The sequence below is a fragment of the Asticcacaulis sp. DW145 genome (assembly GCF_037101385.1).
Taxonomy (GTDB): Bacteria; Pseudomonadota; Alphaproteobacteria; order Caulobacterales; family Caulobacteraceae; genus Asticcacaulis; species Asticcacaulis currens.
In genome coordinates this window covers 774,551-798,578 of the sequence record NZ_AP029025.1, presented here as the reverse complement: position 1 = coordinate 798,578, position 24,028 = coordinate 774,551, and the positions used below count along the sequence as shown (strand labels likewise).

General features: G+C 61.5%; 19 protein-coding genes and 1 tRNA gene. 14 read left to right on the top strand and 6 right to left on the bottom strand.

Annotated features, from left to right (window positions below; genetic code table 11):
* A complete protein-coding gene (locus AACH73_RS14860) occupies nucleotides 1–1,356 on the bottom strand; it encodes an MFS transporter (RefSeq protein WP_338735760.1) in 1,356 nt (451 codons plus the stop codon).
* Nucleotides 1,357–1,682: 326 nt separating this feature from the next.
* On the opposite strand from AACH73_RS14860, the gene ybaL reads away from it, so the two are divergent.
* The gene (gene ybaL, locus AACH73_RS14855; RefSeq protein ID WP_338735759.1) at nucleotides 1,683–3,392 is read left to right on the top strand and encodes a YbaL family putative K(+) efflux transporter; all 1,710 of its coding nucleotides are present in this window, start codon (nucleotides 1,683–1,685) and stop codon (nucleotides 3,390–3,392) included.
* Between the two features lie 69 nt (nucleotides 3,393–3,461).
* Complete coding sequence (locus tag AACH73_RS14850; protein ID WP_272742044.1) at nucleotides 3,462–3,737, top strand: hypothetical protein; 276 nt, start codon at nucleotides 3,462–3,464, stop codon at nucleotides 3,735–3,737.
* 1 nt (nucleotide 3,738) lies between these two features.
* On the opposite strand, the gene trpE is transcribed toward AACH73_RS14850, so the two are convergent.
* Entirely contained in the window at nucleotides 3,739–5,262 is a 1,524-nt protein-coding gene (gene trpE, locus AACH73_RS14845; protein WP_272742045.1) for an anthranilate synthase component I, read from the bottom strand.
* Nucleotides 5,259–7,220 carry a peptidylprolyl isomerase gene (locus AACH73_RS14840; protein WP_272742046.1) on the bottom strand — a complete coding sequence of 654 codons (1,962 nt, stop codon included), beginning with the start codon at nucleotides 7,218–7,220 and terminating at the stop codon, nucleotides 5,259–5,261. The genes trpE and AACH73_RS14840 overlap by 4 nt, the downstream gene beginning before the upstream one ends.
* Nucleotides 7,221–7,384: 164 nt before the next feature.
* Here AACH73_RS14840 and tpiA point away from each other — a divergent pair, with 164 nt between their 5' ends.
* The 7 genes from tpiA to AACH73_RS14805 all read left to right on the top strand — a co-directional run bounded on the left by tpiA (nucleotide 7,385) and on the right by AACH73_RS14805 (nucleotide 12,736).
* The gene (gene tpiA / locus AACH73_RS14835; RefSeq protein WP_272742047.1) at nucleotides 7,385–8,137 is read left to right on the top strand and encodes a triose-phosphate isomerase; all 753 of its coding nucleotides are present in this window, start codon (nucleotides 7,385–7,387) and stop codon (nucleotides 8,135–8,137) included.
* A gap of 148 nt (nucleotides 8,138–8,285) precedes the next feature.
* Nucleotides 8,286–8,852, top strand: coding sequence for a preprotein translocase subunit SecG (gene secG, locus AACH73_RS14830; protein ID WP_272742048.1), 567 nt, complete (start codon nucleotides 8,286–8,288; stop codon nucleotides 8,850–8,852).
* Nucleotides 8,853–8,995: 143 nt separating this feature from the next.
* Nucleotides 8,996–10,630 (top strand): CTP synthase, encoded by a 1,635-nt coding sequence (locus AACH73_RS14825; protein ID WP_126424160.1) that lies wholly within the window; start codon nucleotides 8,996–8,998, stop codon nucleotides 10,628–10,630.
* A gap of 16 nt (nucleotides 10,631–10,646) precedes the next feature.
* Entirely contained in the window at nucleotides 10,647–11,030 is a 384-nt protein-coding gene (locus AACH73_RS14820; protein ID WP_338735758.1) for a RidA family protein, read from the top strand.
* 99 nt (nucleotides 11,031–11,129) lie between these two features.
* Nucleotides 11,130–11,435: an ETC complex I subunit gene (locus AACH73_RS14815; protein ID WP_272742050.1), complete on the top strand. Its 306-nt coding sequence runs from the start codon at nucleotides 11,130–11,132 to the stop codon at nucleotides 11,433–11,435.
* An 11-nt stretch (nucleotides 11,436–11,446) separates the two neighbouring features.
* Nucleotides 11,447–11,523 (top strand) — tRNA-Arg (locus tag AACH73_RS14810).
* Nucleotides 11,524–11,623: 100 nt separating this feature from the next.
* Complete coding sequence (locus AACH73_RS14805) at nucleotides 11,624–12,736, top strand: amino acid ABC transporter substrate-binding protein (protein ID WP_272742051.1); 1,113 nt, start codon at nucleotides 11,624–11,626, stop codon at nucleotides 12,734–12,736.
* Here the strand turns inward: AACH73_RS14805 and sseA are convergent.
* Together sseA and AACH73_RS14795 are read right to left on the bottom strand one after the other, a co-directional pair.
* Entirely contained in the window at nucleotides 12,715–13,566 is an 852-nt protein-coding gene (gene sseA / locus AACH73_RS14800; RefSeq protein ID WP_272742052.1) for a 3-mercaptopyruvate sulfurtransferase, read from the bottom strand. The two genes, AACH73_RS14805 and sseA, sit on opposite strands and share 22 nt — an antisense overlap.
* A gap of 3 nt (nucleotides 13,567–13,569) precedes the next feature.
* A complete protein-coding gene (locus tag AACH73_RS14795) occupies nucleotides 13,570–15,024 on the bottom strand; it encodes a deoxyribodipyrimidine photo-lyase (protein WP_338735757.1) in 1,455 nt (484 codons plus the stop codon).
* A 122-nt stretch (nucleotides 15,025–15,146) separates the two neighbouring features.
* Here AACH73_RS14795 and AACH73_RS14790 point away from each other — a divergent pair, with 122 nt between their 5' ends.
* The 3 genes from AACH73_RS14790 to AACH73_RS14780 all read left to right on the top strand — a co-directional run bounded on the left by AACH73_RS14790 (nucleotide 15,147) and on the right by AACH73_RS14780 (nucleotide 18,097).
* The gene (locus AACH73_RS14790) at nucleotides 15,147–15,920 is read left to right on the top strand and encodes a glycosyltransferase family 2 protein (protein ID WP_272742054.1); all 774 of its coding nucleotides are present in this window, start codon (nucleotides 15,147–15,149) and stop codon (nucleotides 15,918–15,920) included.
* 13 nt (nucleotides 15,921–15,933) lie between these two features.
* On the top strand, nucleotides 15,934–16,860 hold the full coding sequence (locus tag AACH73_RS14785) for a lysophospholipid acyltransferase family protein (RefSeq protein WP_272742055.1): 927 nt from the start codon (nucleotides 15,934–15,936) through the stop codon (nucleotides 16,858–16,860).
* Between the two features lie 91 nt (nucleotides 16,861–16,951).
* Complete coding sequence (locus AACH73_RS14780; protein WP_272742056.1) at nucleotides 16,952–18,097, top strand: DUF3089 domain-containing protein; 1,146 nt, start codon at nucleotides 16,952–16,954, stop codon at nucleotides 18,095–18,097.
* On the opposite strand, the gene recG is transcribed toward AACH73_RS14780, so the two are convergent.
* Complete coding sequence (gene recG / locus AACH73_RS14775; protein WP_338735756.1) at nucleotides 18,094–20,160, bottom strand: ATP-dependent DNA helicase RecG; 2,067 nt, start codon at nucleotides 20,158–20,160, stop codon at nucleotides 18,094–18,096. The two genes, AACH73_RS14780 and recG, sit on opposite strands and share 4 nt — an antisense overlap.
* Nucleotides 20,161–20,225: 65 nt before the next feature.
* Between recG and AACH73_RS14770 the strand changes: the two genes are divergently transcribed.
* Nucleotides 20,226–20,519, top strand: coding sequence for a succinate dehydrogenase assembly factor 2 (locus AACH73_RS14770; protein WP_272742058.1), 294 nt, complete (start codon nucleotides 20,226–20,228; stop codon nucleotides 20,517–20,519).
* Nucleotides 20,520–24,026, top strand: coding sequence for a transcription-repair coupling factor (gene mfd, locus AACH73_RS14765; protein WP_272742059.1), 3,507 nt, complete (start codon nucleotides 20,520–20,522; stop codon nucleotides 24,024–24,026).
* Nucleotides 24,027–24,028: the final 2 nt, after the last annotated feature.

Genomic DNA, 24,028 nt, shown 5'->3' with positions numbered 1-24,028 from the left:
TTAATGGGGGCGGGGGGAGCCTGAGTCACGGGACAAACCTTTTGCTTTCAGTGCCGACTGAATGGACGCATAGCGTTCCGGCGTCAGGTCATAGGATGTCATTGCCCACGCGCCAAGCAAAAGAAAAATGACCGGCAGGCCGATAAAAAAGGCTTCGACCCAGAACAGGGCTTCGGGTGTGTTGTGCGCCGCCTTGTTATCAAAGCCCAGCAGGGCGAGCGCCGACAGGGTCAGCACCGAAAAGGCGTAGCCGAGCTTGGTCGTGGCCGACAGAATCGACATCAGCGTGCCCTTCTGATCGTGGCCGGTTTCCAGCAGCACCTCGTCGCCAATATCGGCCATCAGGGAGCGCGTCAGCAGCAGATAGGCGGCATAGGGGATGCCGGCCAGAAACACCGCCACGGCCATGACCGGAAAGTTGTTCGCCGGCACGAAGGCCAGTCCGCCATAAAGCACGGCGAAGATAATGGCCGAGGCGATCAGGGTGCGGTGTTTGGAAAAGCGCTTCGAGGCCCCGTTCCACAGGGGCGCGCCGACAAGGCCCGCCACGAAATAGAGCAGCATGGCGATGGTACATTCAAAGCGCGTCAGGCCCTTGGTTTGCATGAAGTAGAAGAAAAACAACGCCCCCATAATCCCCGGTGCCAGTCCCATCAACAGATCGGCCAGCAGCACCCGGATAACGTTCGGGCGGCGGATCATGTCGAAATAGGCCCCCAGCCGCACATCGTGCGTGGCCGCGTCCGACGCCTTTTCCGGCACCATCCACAGGGCGATGCCGATGGTCAGCGGCAGGGTGATCATAATAAAAATCCCCATCCACTGCACGCCGGTCTGATAGGTCTGACCGATGGCCTGTGCCACCACGGGGATCAGGGCCACGCACAGAAGGCCGACAATATTGCCGATCTGCCAGAACGCGAAAACCTTGGTGCGCTCATCATAGTCGTCGGTCAGGACGCTGCCCCAGCTCGACTGGCTGAGTGCGGCCATCGAGAAGCCGATATAGATGACCAGCAACCAGATACCGAGATACAGCGCCGAAGCGCCCGCAGGCGCCAGAAACATAAACCCGGTGGAGACGAACAGCACCGGCAGGCAGAGAGCCATCCACAGCTTGAACCGCCCGAAGCGCGTGCGGGTACGGTCCATCGCCCAGCCGATGATGGGATCGACCGCAATGTCGATCAGCTTGACGGCCATGAACACCACGCCCACCATGCCCAGACTGATGCCGATATAGGTGACGTAGTATTCTGATAAGGTCACAGACAGAGGCAGGCCCAGCGCCGCAAAGGGGATGCACGGTCCGCAAAAGGCGAACAAGCGCGGCCAGGTGAGCTGTTTGGACGACATTTAAACCCCTGTGAATGTCTCTTTTGTGAGTCCGGCCAGATTACCGTATGCGGCAACATAACACGCCCGTTAAATTTGAACAATGTTCATTTTGTTGGTCGCTCGTTGATAAGCGGGCGACAATCAAACGTTTGCACAGCCTGTACATTTCCGAAATATTCTCTGTATTTTTGACAGTATAGATTTTCTTTATAAGAAGGGTTGACATAATTCGCCAGAACCCTGACGTTTAACGCAATCCGTAATTCAGCATGTCTCCTCGGCGACGGCGCGTGTGTGCCGCCGGATTGCGGGCCTTTTCTGTTCTCAAACTCTAAAGGCGACCGATGGATCACCATAATATTTCTCTGATTACCACCCTTGCGTCCGGCTTCGGTCTGGCTTTGCTGTTCGGCTTTCTGGCCGAAAAAATCAAGCTGCCGGCATTGGTCGGCTATCTGCTGGCCGGAATCCTGATTGGGCCGTCCACGCCGGGTTTTGTGGCGGATACGCACATTGCGGCGCAGTTGTCGGAAATCGGCGTCATGCTGCTGATGTTCGGGGTGGGGCTGCACTTTTCGCTGGGCGACCTGATGTCGGTGCGCAAGATCGCCCTGCCGGGGGCGGTTGTGCAGATGTCGCTGGCCACCTGTCTGGGCTTTGCGCTGGCGCACTGGGGCTGGGATTGGGGCATGGGGGCGGCGCTCGTCTTCGGCTTGTCGCTGTCCTGTGCCTCGACGGTCGTGCTGCTGAAGGCGCTGGAGGCGCGTAACGCCATCGACAGTATGAACGGCCGCATCGCGGTCGGCTGGCTGGTGGTCGAGGATCTGGTGACGGTGCTGGTGCTGGTCCTGCTGCCGCCGCTGGCGCATCTTTTGGAGAGCAATGGCTCGGCAGGGAGCGCACGGACCGGCACTCTCTGGGTTACCATCGGTCAGACCCTGCTCAGCGTCGGGGCCTTTATCGCCCTGATGATGCTGGCCGGGCGCAAGGTGTTTCCGTGGATATTGTGGCAGGTGTCCAAGACCGGCTCGCGCGAACTCTTCACCCTGTCGGTCATCGCCGCAGCCATCACCATAGCCTGGGGCGCATCGGAGTTGTTCAGCGTGTCCTTTGCGCTGGGGGCCTTTTTCGCCGGCATGGTGATGCGCGAGTCGAAATTCAGTCACCGGGCTGCCGAGGAATCCCTGCCTTTGCGCGACGCCTTTTCGGTGCTGTTCTTTGTGTCGGTCGGCATGTTGTTCGACCCCAGGGTGCTGATCGAACACCCGATGGAGGTTCTGGCCGTTGTCAGCATCATCATTGTGGGGAAGGGGCTGGCGGCAGCGGCTTTGGTGCTTGTCTTCCGCTATCCGCTCAACACCGCCTTTACCGTGGCGGCCAGTCTGGCGCAGATCGGCGAATTTTCGTTTATCCTCGGTGGGTTGGGCCTGTCTCTTGGGATATTACCGCAAGCGGGGATGAGCCTGCTTCTGGCCGGGGCGCTGGTGTCCATCGCGCTCAATCCCTTCCTGTTTGCGGCCATCGCCCCCCTGACGCGCTGGGTTCTCGCCCATTCGGCGCTGGCGCGTCGGCACGAGCGGCGCGAGGACGTGCTGTCCGAGTTGCCGCAGACGACCGAGGCGCGTTATCTGAGCGGACAGGTGGTGCTGGTCGGCTATGGCCGCGTCGGCAAGCGCATCGCCGCTACTCTGGACGCGCAGGGCATCGCCTATGTGGTGGTTGAGCAGAACCGCGAGCGCGTGGAAGAGCTGCGTCAGACCGGCAAGGCCGCCGTCTATGGCAATGCGGTCGAACCCGAAGTGCTGGTGCAGGCCCATATCCAACACGCGGCCATGCTGCTGGTGGCGACGCCCGATCTGGTCGATATCCACCTGATGGTCGAGGCGGCGCGGCGCGTCAATCCGGGCATCGAGGTCGTGCTGCGCACCCATAGCGAAGAAGAGATGCACTTTCTTCAACAAGAAAAAATGGGCACCGTCTTCTTCGGGGAGGAGGAACTGGCGCGCAATATCACGCGGCACGTGCTCGACCGTTTCAGCCCGAAGCCCGTCTGATTACCCCTCATTAACCCTAACGGGCGCACAGTTCAAACCTGCCAAGAATCAGCTCAGAAGGCTCTGATCATGCCTCATGCGCCCGCCATCAATGACAATCTGACGCTCCTGGAACAGGCGCGTCTTCTGCTGGAGACGCGCGTAGAGCGCACGCCGTCCATCCTCAAGGCGCTGATGGCCTCCGCGGCGTTTGCGGTGTCGGGCTTGTGGCTGGCGGCGTCGATGCTGGTCGGGCCGGTCATGTCGCAGGACAAGCCGCGCCCGACGCCCGTCGTCAGCAAGGCGGTCACCTCGGGCTCCGAGGGCGGCTTTCAGTTGTCGGCCAGCCCCTCGGCGCTAAAGTAGCTCAGTTACCCTGCTTATACCGCCAGGCTTCCGAAGCGGCCTTGATCAGGGCCGAGGCCTTGTGCACGGTTTCCTGATACTCGGTCAGGGGCACGCTGTCGGCGACCACGCCGGCCCCGGCCTGCACATAGATTTTTTCGTCCTTGAACAGGGCGGTGCGCAGTACGATACAGACGTCCAGCGACCCGGAGCCGGAAATATAGCCCACGCCCCCGGCATAGCCGACGCCGCGTTTGACCGACTCCAGCTCGTCGATAATCTCCATGGCCCGTACCTTGGGCGCGCCCGACAGCGTACCGGCGGGCAGGGCGGCCAGCAGGGCATCGACCGGATCGAGATTGGCCGGGGCATCGCCTTCGACGTTCGAGACGATGTGCATGACGTGGCTGTAGCGCTCGATGTAGAATTTCTGCGTCACGCGCACGCTGGCCGGTTTGGCGACACGGCCGACATCGTTGCGGCCCAGATCGAGCAGCATCAGGTGTTCGGACAATTCCTTCGGATCGGCCAGCAGTTCGGCCTCAAGCGCCTTGTCCTCTTCCGGCGTCCTGCCGCGCGGGCGGGTGCCGGCGATAGGGCGGATGGTCAGCTTGCCGTCGCGCACACGCACCAGAATTTCCGGTGACGAACCCGCCAACTGGAAATTGCCGAAGTCGAGGTAGAAGAGGTAGGGCGAAGGGTTCTGACGGCGCAGCGACCGGTAGAAGGCGAACGGGTCAAGCTCGAACGGTGCTTCGAAGCGGTGCGACGGCACCACCTGAAAAATATCGCCCGCGGCAATGTAGTCCTTGGCCTTTTCGACCATGGCACTGTAGTCCGCCGCCGAGGTGGGCGAAGTAAGGGCAGCCTGTTCGCGCTCCATGGCCACGGGCTTGGGGGGCAGGGGCAGGCGCAGGTCTTCTTCGACCTGATCCAGACGCGACAGGGCGGCGCTATGGGCAGCGTGGGCTGTGACGCCCGTTTCCGGCCAGACGGTCGTGGCCAGCAGGATTTCGTGCTTCACATTATCGAAGACGCAGATCACCGACGGGCGACACACCACGGCATCCGGCAGGGAGAGCGGGTCCGGATTGGCGGGCCCCAGCGGCTCATAGAGGCGGATAAGGTCGTAGCCGAACACACCGAACAGGCCCGAAATCATCGGCGGCAGGTCCGCCGGTATGTCGAGCCGGTGGGCGGTGACGAGCGCGCGCAGGGACTCGAGTGTCGGCGCGCTTTCGGTCTCATAAAGCCCTTTGGCGATCGCCGCTTCGCCGCGTGCGATTTCCGCCCGCTCGCCGAAACACCGCCAGACAAGGTCGGGCCGCAGTGTCAGGATCGAATAACGCCCGGCCAGGGCGCCGCCTTCGACCGATTCGAACAGAAACGAGAAGGCGCGCGTTCTGGCCAGTTTCAGATAGGCCGAGACGGGCGTTTCCAGATCGTCGGTCAGGCGGCGGGTAACGATAACCGGCTGTCCGGCGTCATATTGGGCCGCGAAGCCGCTGACGCCGGAGGCATCGGAAGCGAAGGCCGCACTGATCATTTGGCAGCCTTGCCGGCTTCTGCCGTCTTGTCGTCCGACTTCACGCTGGCCGGGTTGAGCCCCAGAGCCATGACTGCCGCATTGGCATTGGTTTTGGTCTTGACCGCCGCACGCGCGCCCTTGCGCACGGTGAAGCTGAGGTCCTGGAACAGGCCATAGGAGACGGCCTGACCGGTCATGGCGGTCGCCTGATTGACGGCGGCGGCCTCACCCTTGTGGATGGTGGTCACCTTGCCCACTACGCTGACCATCTCGTTGAGACGGGCGGTGAAGACCTCATTCGCCTTGGCCGAGAAGATACGGCCCGTCAGTTCCGGGCCGACCTGTTGCGGGGCCGTCTGACGCGCCAGACCGGCGCGCGGTTCAACCTTCAGGCCCATAGAGGACGCGACGGCCTCAAGCGATTCGCCCTTGCGCAGACGCGCCGCAGCCTCTTCGCCCTTTGCGGCGACGCGGTCGCCGGCGGTCTTCTGCTGCCAGGCCTGGATCATCTGCGGCTTGATCTTGTCGAGCGCCGGGACTTCCGACGGCAGCACTTCGTTGACGCGCAGGGCGAAATATTCGCCGTTGCCCAGCTCGGTGACGTCGGTTTCGCCGCCCTTGGGCTGATCGAAGGCTGCCTTGAGGATCGGGGCGTACTGGAAGGGCTGTCCGTTGGCCATCTGGCCTTCGGCGGTCATCGGCGGCAGGTTGATCACGCGCACGCCGGCCTTTTGGGCGGCGGTCATGAAGTCAGCACCGGCCGAACGTTCCTTTTCAAAGACTTCGGAGGCCTTGTAGGCCAGATCCTTGGCTTTATCCTTCTTGTACTCCTGCTCAAGCTGGTTGCGCACCGTATCGAAGCCGGTCACCGAGGCGGCGGTAATGCCTGACACCTTGACGACGGCCAGACCCAGGCTGCCCTGAACCGGACCCGACACTTCGCCCTGTTTCAGGGCAAAGGCGGCGTCGGCCACCTTGGCGTCAGCCACGGCGGTCTTCGGCTTGGCGTCATAGGTCACGACCGTGCCCTTATTGGCCTTGGCAGCGGTCTGGGCGTCGGTGCCCGAACGCAGGGCCTGAGCCACGGCCTCGGCGGCCTTCTGATCCGGCACCGTGACCTGCACAAAGGTGCGGGTTTCCGGGTTGGACAGGGTGTCGCGGCGGAATTCATAGAGTTTCTTCAACTCGGCCTCATCGACCGTCACCTTTGAGGCGAAATCGCCGGGGGCGAAGGAGACGACGGTGAACTGACGCAGTTCCGGACGACGCAGGCGCTCCTTGTTGTCGTTGTAGAATTTCAGCAACTCGGCATCGGTCGGCTGACCAGGCTTTTCGATATTGTCCGGCGTCACGATCAGAAGCGTGGTGTCGCGCGTTTCGCTGGCGAAGGCGCTCTGCATCGCCGCGTAGATGCGCGGCGGTTTCAGGCCCGCCACTGAGGCTTCGATGAACTGACGATTGGCAATGTCATCGCTGATGATCTGCTCGAACTTGGTCTCGCTCATCTTCATCTGCGTGGCCAGTTCCTGCTGGTACTTGGCCTTGTCGAACTTGCCGGTGATGGAATCGAAGAAGATCGGGTACTTGGCGATCTGATCGGTCACCACCTTGGCCGAAGGGCGCAGGCCCGCCTTGACCAGCCAGGCCGACACCGAATCCATATCGGCCAGCTCTTCCATGATGCGCACGTGCAGGCCCTGCTTCACGGCGTCTTCATAGGTCAGGGTCTGACCGCTCTGCTGCTCGGCCCCGGTTTTCCACTGATCGAACTGACGGCGGAAATCGTCCGTCGTGGTCTTGCGATCCCCGGCATCGACCACGTCGCGCGACGAGGCGCTGGAGAACAGGTCGTGCATGCCGAAGACGGCGAAACTCAGGATCAGCGCCGCCATCAAAATCTTGAAAGTGAGCGACTTGGTGAACTGACGGAAGCTGGAGATCATGAAAAGGGCGACCTTGAAAAGATGAAGTGCCACCGCTCCGGGGCGGACGGCGCGCAGACATATAATTGACCAACCGTGACGGGATCAAGGCTGTTACAAACGGAATCCAATTGTTTGCCGGTTTTTTCTTGGCGGGACGGGTCCGCTTCGTTACAGATAAGATTATCAATAAATAATGACATGCCACTGATTTTATAATGCCAAAACATCCGCTTATCGCGGGCAACTGGAAGATGCATGGCCTGAGGGAAGCCATTCCGGAGGCCCTTGCCATGGATCGCGCCGCACGCGACAGTCGTGCGTCGGTCGCGATCTTCCCGCCCTCAACCCTTCTTTATGCCCTGAGTGAGGCGCTTCAGTCGCGCTCTGAGCCCAGTCCCGTGCGTCTGGGCGGTCAGGACTGCCATAAAGACGCGCAAGGGGCCTTTACCGGCGACCTGTCGGCCGAAATGCTGAAAGACGCGGGGGCAGACATGGTCATACTGGGCCATTCCGAACGCCGTCATGGCCACAAGGAGGCCTGCGAAAGCGTGGCCGCCAAGACCCTGGCGGCGCTGCGGGCCGGGCTTGAGCCGATTATCTGCATCGGTGAAACGCTCGATCAGCGTCAGGAGGGCCTCACCCACGCCGTCCTCAGCAAGCAGTTGCGGGACAGCCTGCCTCTGGCGCTGGAAGGGCAAACCTTCCATGTAGCCTATGAGCCCGTCTGGGCCATCGGCACCGGCCATGTGCCCACCGATGATCAGGTCGTTGACGCCATGCTGCTGATCCAGAAGCATCTGGCCCAGCGTTTCCACAATCAGGTCGTGCCGCATACGCTTTACGGCGGTTCGGTCAAGCCGGACAATGCGCGCCATCTGTTGTCGCTGGAAGGTGTGGATGGCCTGCTGGTGGGCGGTGCCTCGCTCAAGGCTGAGGATTTCAACCGCATCATCGCCGCCGCGGACTGAAATTCCACCGCAAATCCTTGAAACAGCTATGGCCAATGCCCAGTCTTAGTGCTAAGGGCGTGCGCTTACGCTTTGGACAAGGCGCACGACCCACAGGGGCCTGCGCCCTGATCCTGCCAAGACATTCGCCAAAAGACCCCGGAACTTCATGCTGTTCGTTATCCTGCTCTCGATCCAAATCCTCATCGGTATCGCCCTGGTGGGACTGATTCTCGTTCAGCGGTCCGAGGGCGGGGCTCTCGGCATGGGGGGCGGCCCGTCGGGCTTCATGTCGGCGCGCGGTGCCGGCAACTTCCTGACCAAGGCCACCTCGATTCTGGCCATTCTCTTCTTCGCCAACTGTATCGGCCTGACCGTTGTGTCGAACTTCGATCGTCGCGGCACCTCCGTGGTCGATCAGGTCGGCGCCGATAACGTCAAGCTGAACGAGGCGCAGGCCTCGGCGGCCGCCGCAGCGGCCGCGCAAAATGCGCAGCAATCGGCGGGCGCCAGCTCGTCTTCGGCCGCGCCGTCCCTGACCGACCTGCCGTCGCCGACCAGCGCCGCCCCGTCGCTCAGCACGCTGGGCGCTCCGGCTTCGTCGGCGGCCCCGGCCTCGGCTTCATCCTCGTCGTCAAGCGCGGCCCGCCCAGCGGCCAAGCCGGCCGCTAAACCGGCAGCCCAGCCGGCCAAGCCCGCCGCGTCTTCGGCGTCTTCATCTTCGACCTCGAACTGAAGACAATTCTAAAATCTGAACTCAGGACCGGCTCACAGATCGCTTTGTGAGCCGATCTTTTTGACTATATATGAAGGTAAGTGGAATCGCCCGCGGCGGTTCCCGGATAAAGGTTTTCCGACATGCCCACGGTGAACACGGATATGGCGCGCTTTGTATTTATTACGGGGGGCGTGGTGTCCTCGCTCGGCAAGGGGCTGGCGTCGGCGGCGCTGGGGGCCCTGCTTCAGGCCCGCGGCTATAAGGTTCGCCTGCGTAAGCTCGACCCCTATCTGAACGTCGATCCGGGCACGATGAGCCCCTATCAGCACGGGGAAGTCTTCGTTACCGACGACGGCGCGGAAACCGACCTCGACCTCGGCCACTATGAGCGCTTCACGGCGGTCAATGCGCGCAAGACCGACAATATCACCACCGGCCGCATCTATTCCAACATCATCGAAAAAGAGCGGCGCGGCGATTATCTGGGGGCGACCGTGCAGGTCATTCCGCACGTCACCGACCAGATCAAGAGCTTTGTCCTGTCGGATCAGGGCGATGCCGACTTCATTCTGGTCGAAATCGGCGGCACGGTCGGCGATATCGAAGGCCTGCCCTTCTTTGAAGCCATCCGCCAGCTGGGGCAGGAACTGCCGCGCCGTCAGTGCTGCTTCATCCATCTGACCCTGCTGCCCTTCGTCAAGACGGCGGGCGAGATGAAGACTAAGCCGACCCAGCACTCGGTCAAGGAGCTGCGCTCGATCGGCATCCAGCCGGACATCCTTCTGTGCCGCAGCGAGTATGAAATCCCGCGCGAGGAGCGCCGCAAGATCGGTCTGTTCTGTAATGTGCGCGAAACGGCGGTCATTCAGGCCCTCGACTCGGCCAATATCTACGCCGTGCCGATCGACTATCACCGCGAAGGCTTCGACAACGAAGTGCTGAGCGTCTTCGGCATCGAAGACGCGCCGCAGCCCGATCTGTCGATGTGGGAAGACATCACCCACCGCTACGCCAAGCCGGACGGCGAGGTGTCGATTGCCATTGTCGGCAAATATACGGTGTTAAAAGACGCCTATAAGTCGCTGATCGAAGCCGTTTATCACGGCGGCATGGCCAACCGCGTCAAGGTCAATATCGAGTGGGTCGAGTCCGAAACCTTCGAGGACGATCCCGAAACCGTGCGTCAGAAGCTGGAAAACGTCCACGCCATTCTGGTGCCCGGCGGCTTCGGTGAGCGCGGGGCCGAGGGCAAGATCATGGCCGCCAAGTTCGCCCGTGAAAACCAGATCCCCTATCTCGGCATCTGTTTCGGGATGCAGATGGCCGTGGTCGAGGCCGCGCGCCATCAGGCCGGCATTGCCAAGGCCACCTCTTCGGAATTTGGCGACAGCGGCGAACACGTCGTAGGCCTGATGACCGAATGGCTCAACGGCAATGAGCTGAATCAGCGTGCGGCGGGCGGCAATCTGGGCGGCACCATGCGTCTGGGGGCTTTTGCGGCCAGCTTGCGTGAGGGCTCGAAAGTTGCCGACATCTACGGCACGACGCAGATTTCCGAGCGCCACCGCCACCGTTATGAAGTTAACCGCGACTACATCCCGCAGCTTGAGGCCTGTGGCCTGAAGTTCAGTGGCATGTCGCCGGACGGCCTGCTGCCGGAAATCGTCGAACGGGACGACCATCCGTGGTTTATCGGCGTGCAGTACCACCCGGAATACAAGTCCCGCCCCATGCAGCCGCACCCGCTGTTCAAGAGCTTCATTACCGCGGCGCTCGACCGCAGCCGTCTGGTTTAATTTTCAGGATATCCTCATGCGTCAGCTTATTTCTTCCGGTTCGCCGTTTGAACCGACCATCGGGTTTTCGCGCGCCGTGCGTATCGGCAACCGTATCGAGGTTGCGGGCACCACGGCCATGCGCGACGGCAAGCTGGTCGGGGCCGGGGACTGCTACCTGCAAACCAAAACCATCCTCGAAACCATCGTCAAGGCGGTGGAAGAGGCCGGCGGTTCGGTGACCGACATCATCCGCACGCGCATCTTCCTGACCGATATGTCGCTGTGGCAGGACGCCGCCCGCGCCCACGGTGAAGTGTTCGGTGAGATTCGTCCGGCGTCGAGCTTTCTCGGCACCTCAGCCCTGATCAACCCCGAATGGTTGGTTGAGATCGAAGCCTCGGCTCAGATAGAAGGGTAATCGGGCAAAAGCCCTTTGCCAAAAAGCGGGTTTGTAGTAACAGACCTTGACCATCCGGATATCGAATCCGGACAGATTTCGCGTCCGCAGGAGATTGTCATGTTCGCGCGCATCTTCAAGCCGTCCAAGACCGCCATGCAGTCGGGCAAGGCCAAGACTCAGGATTGGGTGCTGGAGTTTGAACCGGCCTCGGCGCGCACGCCTGACCCGCTGATGGGCTGGATTTCGGCGGCGGACACCAACACCCAGGTGCGCCTCTCCTTCGACACCAAGGAACAGGCCATGGCCTACGCCGAAACCCACGGCATCCCGTTCCGCCTGATCGAGCCGGAAACCCCGCCGAAGATCATCAAGGCCTATGCCGACAATTTTGCGTCCAACCGCCGCCAGAGCTGGACGCACTAAAAGCGCTTTCTGACTCCGTAGCTCAGCTGGATAGAGCATCCGCCTTCTAAGCGGACGGTCGCAGGTTCGAATCCTGCCGGGGTCGCCATTTCTCCAATTTGTGAGCACTGACCGTCCCTTTCGCTTTGACCGGGACGGCGGGCTGGTGTTGAATAGGGTGCGCCGCCACCGTAAAGGCCCTGTTGCCCATGTCCGTGTTCCGCCCCCTGTCCCGCCTTGCCGCGCCGCTCGCTCTGGCCGGTCTTGTGTGCGGTCTGACGGCGTGTAATCAGGGACAAAAGGCCACAGACGACAAGCCCGTGCAGGCCCCGGAGGCCAGGCTCACCCCTACCCAGAGCGACAGTGCCACGCTAAAGGCCGTCTTGACGCGCGGACGGGTCAATTGCGGCGTGCATCCCGGTCTGATCGGCTTTTCGTATAAGGACAATTCCGGCCGCTGGCGGGGCTTCGACGTCGATTTCTGCCGTGCTCTGGCCGCCGCCATCTTTTCCGACGCCGATAAGGTGACCTATGTGCCGCTCACCACGATCGAACGGTTCGAGGCACTGAAAACCGGCAAGGTCGATGTGCTGTGGCGTTCGACATCCTGGACCCTGTCGCGCGATGCCGCGGATCAGGTCGATTATGCCGGCATCAACTATTATGACGGTCAGGGTTTTCTGGTGCGCAAATCCCTGCGGCTGAACAGCGCCACCGAATTGAACGGTGCGCGCATCTGCGTGCAGACGGGGTCAACCAGCGAGCTTAATCTGGCCGACTTTTTCCGCGCGCGCGGGCTGAAATATAACCCGGTCGTGGTCAAAAACGAGGACGACGGGCGCGACGCCTATGCCGCCGGTCAGTGCGACGCCCTGAGCAGCGACGTGTCGGCCCTGGCGGCGGCGCGCACGACGCTGAGCGACCCGACGGCCCACACCATCTTGCCGGAAATCATTTCGAAGGAGCCTCTGGGGCCGGTCGTGCGACAAGGGGACGACCAGTGGACGGACATTGTGCGCTGGACGCTCTATGCGACCATCGTTGCGGAGGAACTGGGGGTGACCCATCAAACCGTCGAGGCTCAGAAGATGGAATCGCAGAACCCCGAAATCAAACGCCTTTTGGGGGCTGAGGGCAATCTGGGCGGAGGTCTGGGGCTGGGGCCCGAATGGGCTTTCAATATCGTCTCTCAGGTCGGCAATTACGGCGAAATCTTCGATCGCAATATCGGCGCAGATTCCCCCCTGCGACTATCGCGCGGGCTGAATGCACAATGGAATGCCCCGGAGCACGGTCTCCTCTATTCGCCGCCCGTGCGCTGAGCGGAGGTGACGACCGGCGTGTCGAGCGTCGTCTGACCCCATTCGGCCCATGACCCGTCATAGAGCCGTACCTTATCATGACCAACCTCATGCAGGGCCAGCGCGATAATGGCCGCCGTCACGCCTGATCCGCAGGAGGTGATGACCTGCGTTTTCGGCGTGACGTGCAGGGCCGAGAAGATGTTTTTCAGTTCCCCGACCGGTTTCAGCGCGCCGTCGCGGATAAGTTCTGTCGCGGGCAGGCTGCGGCTGCCCGGCATGTGCCCGGAGCGCAGACCAGCGCGCGGTTCCGGGGCCGTGCCATCGAAACGCGCGGCGGGGCGGGCGTCCAGAACCATCTCATCTGATGCGCCAAGATGTGACCGCAACACATTGATAGATATAACCATATCAGGTTTGGGGTTCGGGGTGTAGGTGACGCCTTTAATCCATTCCGCACCGCTACCTGTCGGATAGCCAGCCGCTATCCATGCCGGTAGGCCGCCCTTCAGCACCTGCACCTTTTTGTGGCCCATCAGGCGGAAGGTCCACCACACGCGCGCCGCGGAAAACAGGCCCTGGCGGTCATAGATCACCACGTGATCGGTTTCGCTGATGCCCATGTCGCCGACCGCCTGTGCAAACACGTCGGGGGTCGGGGCCATGTGCGGCAGGCCGCTGCTGCGGTCACTGATGGCGTCGATATCGAAGAATTGCGCCGTCGGGATATGGCTTTCAGCATAGAGGGCGCGCATGTCCGTGCCATCCAGCGCCCAACTGCCGTCGATGATCTTGACGGCCCCGGCATCGAGCAGGGATTTCAGGGCATCGGCCTCTATCTGGGCAGGCATGGTTTAGTCCTCTTTCATCTGCGCATAGGCGTCGAGCGCCCGCTGACGCGCCATGGCGTGATCGACGATCGGACGCGGCGCACCCCCTGAGTTAGAGGCTGAAACGCCTGCGAAATCAAACAGGTCGCGTTCAAATTTTTGGTGATGTGTAGAAGTTGCGCCCATTATCTTTTCCGCAAAACCGGAAACAAAGCGTCGGCGATAGGCTCCCTTCGGGTCGAATTTCTCGGCCTGAGTCAAGGGGTTGAAGATGCGGAAATAGGGGGCGGCATCGGCCCCGGACCCGGCCACCCACTGCCAACTGGCCGTATTGCTGGCCGGGTCGGCATCAACCAGCGTGTCCCAGAACCACTGTTCCCCCAGCCGCCAGTCGATCAAAAGATGCTTGGACAGGAACGAGGCGCAGACCATGCGCACGCGGTTGTGCATGAACCCGGTGCGCCAGAGCTGACGCATACCGGCATCGACCAGACTGTAGCCCGTTTTGCCGCGTTGCCACGCGCGCAAGCCGGCCGCATCGTCGCGCCACGGCATGGCATCGAAGGCGCTTTTGAAATTGACGCGATCCAGCTCCGGCTGGAGTTGCAGGATGTTGTAGCTGAAATCGCGCCAGGCCAATTCGGCCCTGAATTTTTCCAAATCTTCGCGCAGGGCCGGATGAGAGGCGGCGTGCGCTTCCGCCTCGTGCAGAACCCGGTGCGGGCTGATCTCTCCGAAACGCAGATGCGGCGACAGGCGCGAGGTGATGTCGAGATCGGGCCGGTCGCGATCTGGCGTGTAGCCTTTCAGCCCGGAGCGCAGGAAAGCTGACAGGCGCTGATGCGCGCCGTCTTCGCCCGGCGTCCACAGGTCGAAACCTTCAGACCAGTCGTGCCCCGATGGCGTCAGGGCGGGCTTTAGCCCCAGCGCGTCAATCTCCATGCTCTCCGGCCACTCTGCCGGGGCAGGCCAATGGGTCGCGACAGGGTTTCGCGCATGGCCCTTTGCCGCTCCATGTGCCAGCAGGGCGCGGTAGAAGGGGGTAAAGACCTTGTACGGATTGCCGTCACCCGTGCGGATCTGCGTCGGATCGGACAGAAGGTGCGTGTTGAAACTCTCAACCGGGATGTTTAACCCCTTGCCCAGACCGGCATCGAAGGCGTCGATCTTCGGCTCAAAGGTACGTGAGACGATCAGTCGCGTCGCCGAAACCTGCCCGATCAGGCGCGTCAACTGCGCCAAAGACGGCCCTTTGAGGACGATCAGACGTGATCCGCGCGCCCGCAACCCCTGATCCAGCGACCGCAAAGAGCGATCCAGCCACCATTTCGAAGCGGCCCCTAAAGGCCGTTGCGGCAGTTGGTCGTCGTAAATATAGACCGGTATAACGGGGCTGCCGCTGTTGAGCGCGGCTTCCACGCCTTCATGATCTTGCAGTCGCAGATCGGAACGAAACCACAGGATCGTCGTTTGGGTCATCAATAGGGGCCTGTTCAAAACCCGGTTTACGTGCGGCCGGGCGGGTTCGATCAATCCGATGACTATTGACCGGATGGGGGGAGGCGACTAAGCCAGAATGATCTAGCATTCAGAGTCCCTTTATGTCCTCACCGCCGAAACTGAGCGCGTGTATTATCACCAAGAATGAAGCCGATCGTCTCGCCAATTGCCTGCGCGCGATAGAAGGGCTGGCCGATGAGGTGGTGGTGGTCGATTCCGGCTCTACGGACGGAACGCCGGACATGGCCCGTCAGATGGGGGCGAAGGTCTTTCACAACGACTGGATGGGGTACGGGCCGCAAAAGCGCTTTTCCGAAGACTGCGCGAGCTTCGACTGGATCCTCAATCTCGACGCTGATGAGGTGGTGACGCCGCAGTTATATCAGGAAATCAAGGCCCTTATGGCGCGTGGCCCTGACCTGCCGGCCTACCGGTTCAAACTGCGCAATGTCTATCCGGGCAAGGACAAGCCGCGCCTGTGGGCCGACTATCACAACTATGTCCGTCTTTATGACCGGCGAAAAGTACGCTTCCGCGACTCGCTGGTGCACGACACGGTGGACACAAAAGACGCGCGCGTGGGGCAGTTACGCGGATCGGCAACGCACTTTTCGGCGCGCTCCTATGAGCACATCCGCCAGAAGCTCGACTCCTACACCAACCTTCAGGCCAAGGCGCTGAAAAAGCCAGCCTGGGCCATATGGACGCGGCTGCCGTTCGAATATCCGTTCGTTTTCACACGCTATTTCCTGTTCCGGTGTCACTTCACCGGCGGATGGGACGGGGTGCGGTCCAGCCATCTGGCGGCTGAGGCCCGCGTGAAGCGCTTATTGAAAATTCTCAAGGCTCAAAAAGAGCTTAAAGTGAAATCTTAAGGCATCAGATTACATGTCTTCTGCAAAACCCTCCTTCTGGCAAGATGTGGCCTGGCGTTTCGAAGCGCTGATGTACGACCTGTTTGTCGGTGTCGTGCGCGCCCTGCCGGTCGATACGGCGTCGGACATGGGGGCGTGGCTACTGAAGGCCATCGGCCCCATCACCCCGACCCAAAAACTGGTACGTCAGAACCTCGACCTCGCCTTTCCGGACAAGGACGAGGCGTGGAAGGCGGATGTCGCGCGCGCTCAGTGGGACAATCTGGGGCGGACTTTTGCGGAATTCGCCATTATGGACCGCATCCGCATCGCTAATGGGCGGGTCGAGGTGGTCAATATGGAGCGCCTCAAGGCCATAGCCGAGAGCCAAACCCCCGTGGTCTTTATTTCCGGGCATTTTGCCAACTGGGAGATTATGCCCTCGACCATAGTCGATGCCGGGGTGGACTGTCAGATGACCTATCGCGCCGCCAACAACCCGTATGTCGATGAACGCATCAAGGCGGGACGGATGCGTTACGGCGTGCGACTGTTCGCACCGAAGGGCGGCGACGGGGCCAAGGAATTGCTGATCGCCATGGCCAAGGGCGAATCGGTAGCGCTGATGAATGATCAGAAGTTCAATCGCGGCGTGGCCACGCCGTTTTTTGGGCGCAGCGTCGATACGGCCCCCGGCCCGACGCGGCTGGCTATGCGCTTCGGCACGGTCTTGCAGCCGATGACGGTCGAGCGTCTGCACAAGGCGCGCTTCCGTGTGATCGTCCATGAGCCGATAGAGGTGGATGATACCGGTCACAAGGCCGCCGATATCGACAGCACCGTGGCCAGGGTTTCCGCCTTTATCGAAGAGGTGGTGCGTGCGCGACCGCAAGAATGGTTCTGGGTGCATAAGCGCTGGCCCAACGACGCCTATAAGCCCGGTACGCCCAAAGCCCCTTAACGTCGCCTCATAATATGTGAAGCTGTGCCGACTTGCCTGTCAGCCCGGTCGGCTTCATGATACGGCTCCTGAGGAAACCGTCGTCCGCTACATGTCCGAGTCGCCCAAACCCCGAATCGTCAATCGACGCCTGCTGATCGCGGGGGCCTCCCTGTTGGGGGGGATGTTTGTGGTTATGGTCGGGATATTGTGGGGCGACGATATTATGCGTCACAATCTCGACCCCAAGGTTCCGTTTCAGACCTACCGGCCGCCGGCGGCTCCAGATTACAGCAAGGCCGCCGCCTGGTATCTCAATCCGGCGCTCAATGGGTTTGAGGTGCGCCGTAACCGGAATCCTCAGAAGGTCGATGTCTTCTTCATCCATGCCACCAGCTTCAATGGCGGCAAGGACTGGGTGGGTCCAATCGACGACCCGGCGGCCAGTACTGAGGTCATGCGCAATCAGCTTCCCAACTATGCGGGGCCGTTTAACGCGATCGGCTATGTCTATGCGCCGCGCTATCGTCAGGCCAGCCTCTATAGTCAATTAACCCAGCGCGAGGACGCACGTGAAGCCCGGCAATTTGCCTATGGCGATATCGCAATGGCCTTTGAGGCCTTTCTGGCCCAGCGCCGCAACGGCAACGGTTTTGTCATCGTCGGACTGGAGCAGGGGGCTTTTCTGGGGCATAGACTGCTCAAAGAGCGTATCCTGACCGATGAGAGGTTAAAGCCGGCTCTGGTGGCCGCCTATTTCCTCGAATCTCTGACGCCGGCCGATGATTTTCAAGCGGGGCAAGCGGTTTCGGCCTGTCAGCAGCGCGCCCAATATGGCTGCGCCATTGCCTATCTGAGCGTCGATAATGGCCGCCCTGATCGCGCCTTGCAGGCGCAGCGCCGCGCCATGGACTGGAGCCCGACCAGTATTATGGAGCCGTTGGACGGTAAGGCCCTGTGCGTCAATCCGCTGACGGGCGGGGTGACGGACAAGGAGGTCGAGGCGCGCCACAGTCTGGGGGCCGCCAATGCCACCGGCCTCGAATGGGGGACGACACCGGCCCTGATCCCGCGCAAGGTCAGTGCACGTTGCCGCGGCGATATCCTCTATGTATCGCGCCCCTCCGGCCCGTCCTTCGACATTGACGGGTCGTGGGCGGATAACAAAAAAGTTCGTCCCTACAATCTCTTCTACGCCGATCTTCAGGCAGATGTTCAGGCGCGCTGGTTCGCCTGGCGCGGCGCGCAAGGGGATTAATCCACCTTATCCGCCGCATCGGGTCGCCAGTCGAACAGGTGACGCAGGACTTCCAGAGCCTGCTGACGCGGAGGCGGGAACTGCGCCTCGTTCAGAAGGATGTATTGGGCTTCGCGTGAGGCCGTGGCGATCAGGTCTGCATGGGCGACCGGATCGACAAAGCGATAGGCGGGGAAGCCCGATTGCCGCGCCCCCAGCAGGTCGCCTTCACCGCGCAGCTTCCAGTCCATTTCGGCGATCTCAAACCCATCTTCCGTCGTGCGCAGCAGCTCCAGCCGCGCCTTAGCGGCCTGTCCCAGCGGCATATCATAGAGCAGGATGCAGGCGCTCTTGGCCGAACCCCGCCCGACACGGCCACGCAACTGATGCAATTGTGCCAGACCGAAGCGTTCGGCCTGTTCGATAATGATGATCGAAGCGTTAGGCACGTCGATGCCCACTTCGACCACGGTCGTCGCGCACAGTAGCGGCAGTTGGCCAGCGGCAAAACGCGCCACCACGTCTTCTTTTTCGGCCGACGGCATTCGCCCGTGCACCAGCCCGACCTCACGCCCCAGTGCGTCCTGAAGCGACTCGTGGCGGGCTTCGACGGCGATCAGGTCGGAGTCGGCGCTTTCTTCGACCAAAGGACAGATCCAGTAGGCTTGCGATCCGGCGGCTATAGCCGATTTCAGCCGGTCAAATACCTCCGACAGACGGGCACGCGGTATGACGGCGGTATGGATGGGTTGCCGGCCGGCGGGCTTTCCATCGAGCACGCTAAGGTCGGATTCGCCATATTGGGTGAGGGCCAGTGTACGCGGAATGGGCGTCGCCGACATGGAGAGGTAGTGGACGCTGTCGCCTTTCAGAAACAGGCGCTGTCGCTGCCCTACGCCAAACCGATGCTGCTCGTCGATAACGCAAAATTGCAGGCTTTTGAAATCCACGCCTTCCTGAAACACCGCATGGGTGCCGAAAATCAGGGTGGTGTCGCCTGACGCCACAGCGGCGCGTTTGGCTTCGCGCTCCTTACCCTTGTCGCGTCCCGTCATCAGCACGGCGGAGATGCCCATATCGCTCACGATTGGTAGCGATTTCTCGTAATGCTGACGCGCCAGAATCTCGGTCGGGGCCATCATGACGCTCTGATGTCCGGCTTCGGCGACGTCGATCATGGCCATCAGGGCCACCAAAGTCTTGCCCGAACCGACATCGCCCTGAATCAGGCGGTTCATGCGTTCGCCGGAGCGCAGGTCGCCGCGAATATCGTTCAGGGCGCGCGTCTGAGCCCCCGTGAGGGCGAAAGGCAGGGCGGACAGCGCTTTATCGGCCCACAGGTGACGGTCGATGATCAGGGCGGGGGTCGCCTGACGGTGCTGCTTGCGTGCCTTCATGGCCAGTTGATGGGCCAGCGCCTCGTCATAGGCGAGCCGTTTGCGCGCCGGGGCTTCGGGCAGCAGGTCGGCTTCGCTCACGGGCGCATGGGCCGCGCGCAACGCATCCGAAAAACCAGAAAGTTTCAACCGCCCCAACGTCTCGGTATCCAGCCACTCCGGCAGGTCGGGCACCCTGTGCAGGGCCGCTTCGACGAAACGCCGCATCAGTCGCGGCGAAACCGCCGCCGTGGCCGGATAGACGGTTTCAAACAGAGGGATGGTGTCCTGTTTGTCCAGCGGCACCAGATAGTCCGGATGATTCATCTGTAGCGACGAGCCGAAACTTTCGACCTTGCCGCTGATCCAGCGGGCTTCGCCGACCGGATGTTGCTGTTCAAAGCCCCGGATCGGGTGGAAATAGGTCAGTTGCATCTGCCCGCTGTCATCGAAGACGGTAATGCGCTGCGGTCCCTTACCGCCGCTTTTCTGATAGCTGCCGATGGTCACACACAGGGTCTGGACCTGTCCCACCCGCGCTTCGGCGATGCGGCTTACCGGGCGAAAAATCAACTGGCTGGGCAGGGTAAACAGCAGGTCACGCACATAGGGCCCGACGTGGCGGATCAGATGCGGCGCAATTTTCGGCCCGACCCCTTTCAGGCCGGTCAAAGACGTGTAATAGGGGAACAAAATTTCCGGACGCATAGGCTCTTTCAAGCACCAAACCGTATGAAAGAGAAGGGCGATTGCGCTCCACAGACGGGAAAACCATGACCGACACCGCTGACGATCTCCATCAGGCCCGCCTGCGCAAGCTGTGGTTCCGCGCCTCACGCCGCGGTTTCAAGGAGGCGGACATCATTCTGGGGCATTTCGCCGAGGAATATCTGCCGACCATGACCGCCGAACAGCTCGATATCTTCGAAGCCCTGCTCGAAGCGCCGGATCAGGATCTCTATGGCTGGATCATCGAACGCGACCCTGTGCCACCGGAGCATGATTCCGAAATTATGAGCCAGCTCAATCAGTATTATAAATTAGCTTACACAAAGCTTCAGCAATAGATGTCCGATATTTCCCGCATTACTGCCGCTGCCACCCGCCTGTCTCTGACCGGGTGTCCGCCGGGTTATGACAGTCTGGTAGCGTCGGACCTGACGCGCGCCGAAGGACTGGCGCTGTTCGTGGCGCGCGATCATGGCCGTATGAACGCCGTCGCCGAAGAACTGGCCTTCTATGCGCCGGAACTGGATGTGATTCGCTTTCCGGCCTGGGACTGCCTGCCCTATGACCGGGTGAGCCCGACGACCGCCCTGATTGCCCAGCGCATGAGCGGTCTGACGCGGCTTCAGGCCCTGAACGGGAAACCGGCGAAGCCTGTGCTGATCCTCACCACCTCGGCCGCCTTGTCGCAGAAGGTGCCGCCGCGCGACGCCATGCGCGGTAGTCTGTTGTCGCTCAAACCCGGTCAGAGTATCGAAACGCGCGAGCTTGAAGCCTATTTTTCACGCAACGGTTATAACCGCGTCTCGACCGTTTCGGAGCGCGGCGAATTCGCCGTGCGCGGCGGCATTATCGACGTCTTTTCGCCCAGCCAGGACGAACCGGTGCGGCTCGACTTCTTCGGCGATCAACTCGAATCCATCCGCACCTTCGATCCGGAAACCCAGCGTTCGCTGAAGCAGATTACCGCCATCGACTTTATGGCGGTGAGCGAAATCCTGCTGGACGATCAGAGCATCAGCCGTTTCCGTCAGGGGTACCTTGAAAACTTCGGCGCCCCCGGCGATGACCCGATCTATGCGGCGGTGTCTTCCGGTATCCGCCGGCAGGGCGTCGAAACCCTGCTGCCTCTGTTTTACGAGCGCCTCGACAGCGTTTTCGACTATCTGCCGCCGCAGACCCTGATCCTTCTGGACGGTCTGGCCGAGCAGGCCTTCGGCGAATGGCGCGACTCCGTGCTCGATGCCTATGAGTCGCGCAAAGGGTCCGGCGATGCCCGCGTCATGGCCAAGGGCGCGGTCAAGCTCGACAGCGGCTATCGTGCCCTGCCACCCGGTCGCCTCTACCTCGACGACAGCGAATGGCAGGGCGGTCTGCAAAAGGGCCGTGTGCGTCAGTTCGAGACCTTTCAACGCGATGAGGCTTCGGCCATTGATTTGGGGGCGCGTCCGGGTCGCAGCTTCGCGCCGGAACGCCATCAGGATAGCGTCAATCTGTTTACCGCCGTGGCCGACCACGCCAAGGCCCTGTCGAAGGCCGGGAAGCGGGTGCTGTTCGCCTCGTGGACCGAAGGCTCGTCCGATCGTTTGGGGGCCATGCTGTCCGACCACGGCCTCGACAAGACGCGGCTGGCCAAAGACTATGCCGATGCGCTGAGTTTCGGAGTCGCGGGCACCAAGGTCAAGCCGATCCAGCGCGCCGTTTTGCCGCTCGATCAGGGGTTCGAGACCGAGACCTTGGCGGTCATTTCGGAAACCGATATCTTAGGTGATAGATTAGCCCGCCCGCGTAAACGTCGGCGTGCCAATAATTTTCTGGCCGAAGCGTCGTCGCTGTCCCAGGGCGATCTGGTCGTGCATATCGAGCACGGAATCGGCCGCTATGAGGGGCTGAAGACGCTGAGCGTCAATGATGCGCCGCACGCCTGCCTTGAACTGCAATACGCCGCCGAGGCCAAACTGTACCTGCCGGTTGAAAATATCGACCTGCTGACGCGCTACGGGGCCGATTCCGACACGGCGCAACTGGACCGGCTGGGTTCAGCAAGCTGGCAGGCGCGCAAATCGAAGGCCAAGGAAAAACTGCGTGAGATGGCCGACGGCCTGATCCAGCTCGCGGCGGCGCGCGCGCTCAAGGTGGGTCAGCAGATCGACCCGCCGTCCGGGCTATACGACGAATTCTGCGCGCAGTTTCCTTACGAAGAAACCGAAGACCAACTCAACGCCATCCACGATGTGCTCGACGACCTGTCGAAGGGGCATCCGATGGATCGCCTCATCTGCGGCGATGTCGGTTTCGGCAAGACCGAGGTGGCCCTGCGCGCGGCCTTTGTGGTGGCCATGTCGGGTCAGCAGGTGGCCATTATCTGCCCGACGACGCTTCTGGCGCGCCAGCATTTCAAGACCTTCAGCCAACGGTTTCAGGGCTGGCCCATCCGTGTGCGCCACCTGTCGCGTATGGTGACGCGCAAGGAGGCGGATGAGACCCGCGACGGCCTGAAAAGCGGCGAGGTCGAGGTGGTGATCGGTACGCACGCGCTCCTGTCCGAGCAGGTGGGTTTCAAGGATCTGGGCCTTGTTATCGTCGATGAGGAGCAGCATTTTGGCGTCAAGCATAAGGAAAAGCTCAAGGCCTTCCGTGCCGACGTGCATATGCTGACCCTGTCGGCGACTCCGATCCCGCGCACGCTTCAGATGGCCCTTTCCGGCATTCGGGAAATGTCGATCATCGCCACGCCCCCCGTGGACCGTCTGGCGGTACGCACCTACATCCTGCCGTTCGACGCCGTCAGCATACGCGAAGCCCTGCTGCGTGAGAAATATCGCGGCGGGCAGGCCTATTATGTGGTGCCGCGCCTGAAGGACCTGCCGGACCTTGAACGCTTCCTGCGGGAGCAGGTGCCGGAGGTCAAATTCATCGTGGGTCACGGTCAGATGACGCCGACCCAGCTCGAAGAAGTCATGACCGCCTTCTATGATGGTCAGTACGACGTGCTGCTGGCGACCACCATTGTCGAGTCCGGGCTGGACGTGCCGACCGCCAATACGCTGATCGTCCACCGCGCCGACATGTTTGGATTGGCGCAGCTTTATCAGATCCGCGGGCGTGTCGGGCGCTCCAAGACGCGCGCCTTCGCCTATCTGACGACCCAGCCGCACCAGATTTTAAGTGAAGCTTCAGAAAAGCGTCTGAAGGTCTTGCAATCTCTGGATAATCTGGGCGCTGGGTTCCAGCTGGCCAGCCATGATCTGGATATCCGAGGCGGCGGCAATCTGCTGGGCAATGAGCAGTCCGGCCATATCCGCGAAATCGGCGTCGAACTGTATCAGCAGATGCTGGAAGACGCCGTAAATGAGTTACGCAGCCGCGCCGATGAGCCCGCGATCGACAATCGGGGCTGGTCGCCACAGATCAATGCCGGGGCTGCGGTCATGATCCCGGAAGACTATATTCCCGACCTCAATATCCGCCTGTCGCTGTATCGCCGCGTCTCGGAGGCCGAAAAGCGCGAGGATCGCGAAGCGCTGGCCGCCGAGCTGATCGACCGCTTCGGGCCCATTCCGGAAGAGGCCGAACAGCTCCTGAAAGTCGTCGGCATCAAGGGCCTGTGCCGCGAAGCCAATGTGGCCAAGATTGATGTTGGCCCGAAGGGGGCGGTCATCAGCTTCCGCAATGAGCAGTTCAGCAATCCTATGGGGCTGATCGGGCTCATTCAGGCCAATCCGCAGGACTGGAAGCTGCGTCCGGATCAGAAGCTTCTGGTGCGGGGCGAATGGCCGGAAGCGGCCGGGCGTCTGGCGGCGGCCGAAAAGATCATGACGCGACTGGCGGCGATTGCGGCCGGGTAAGG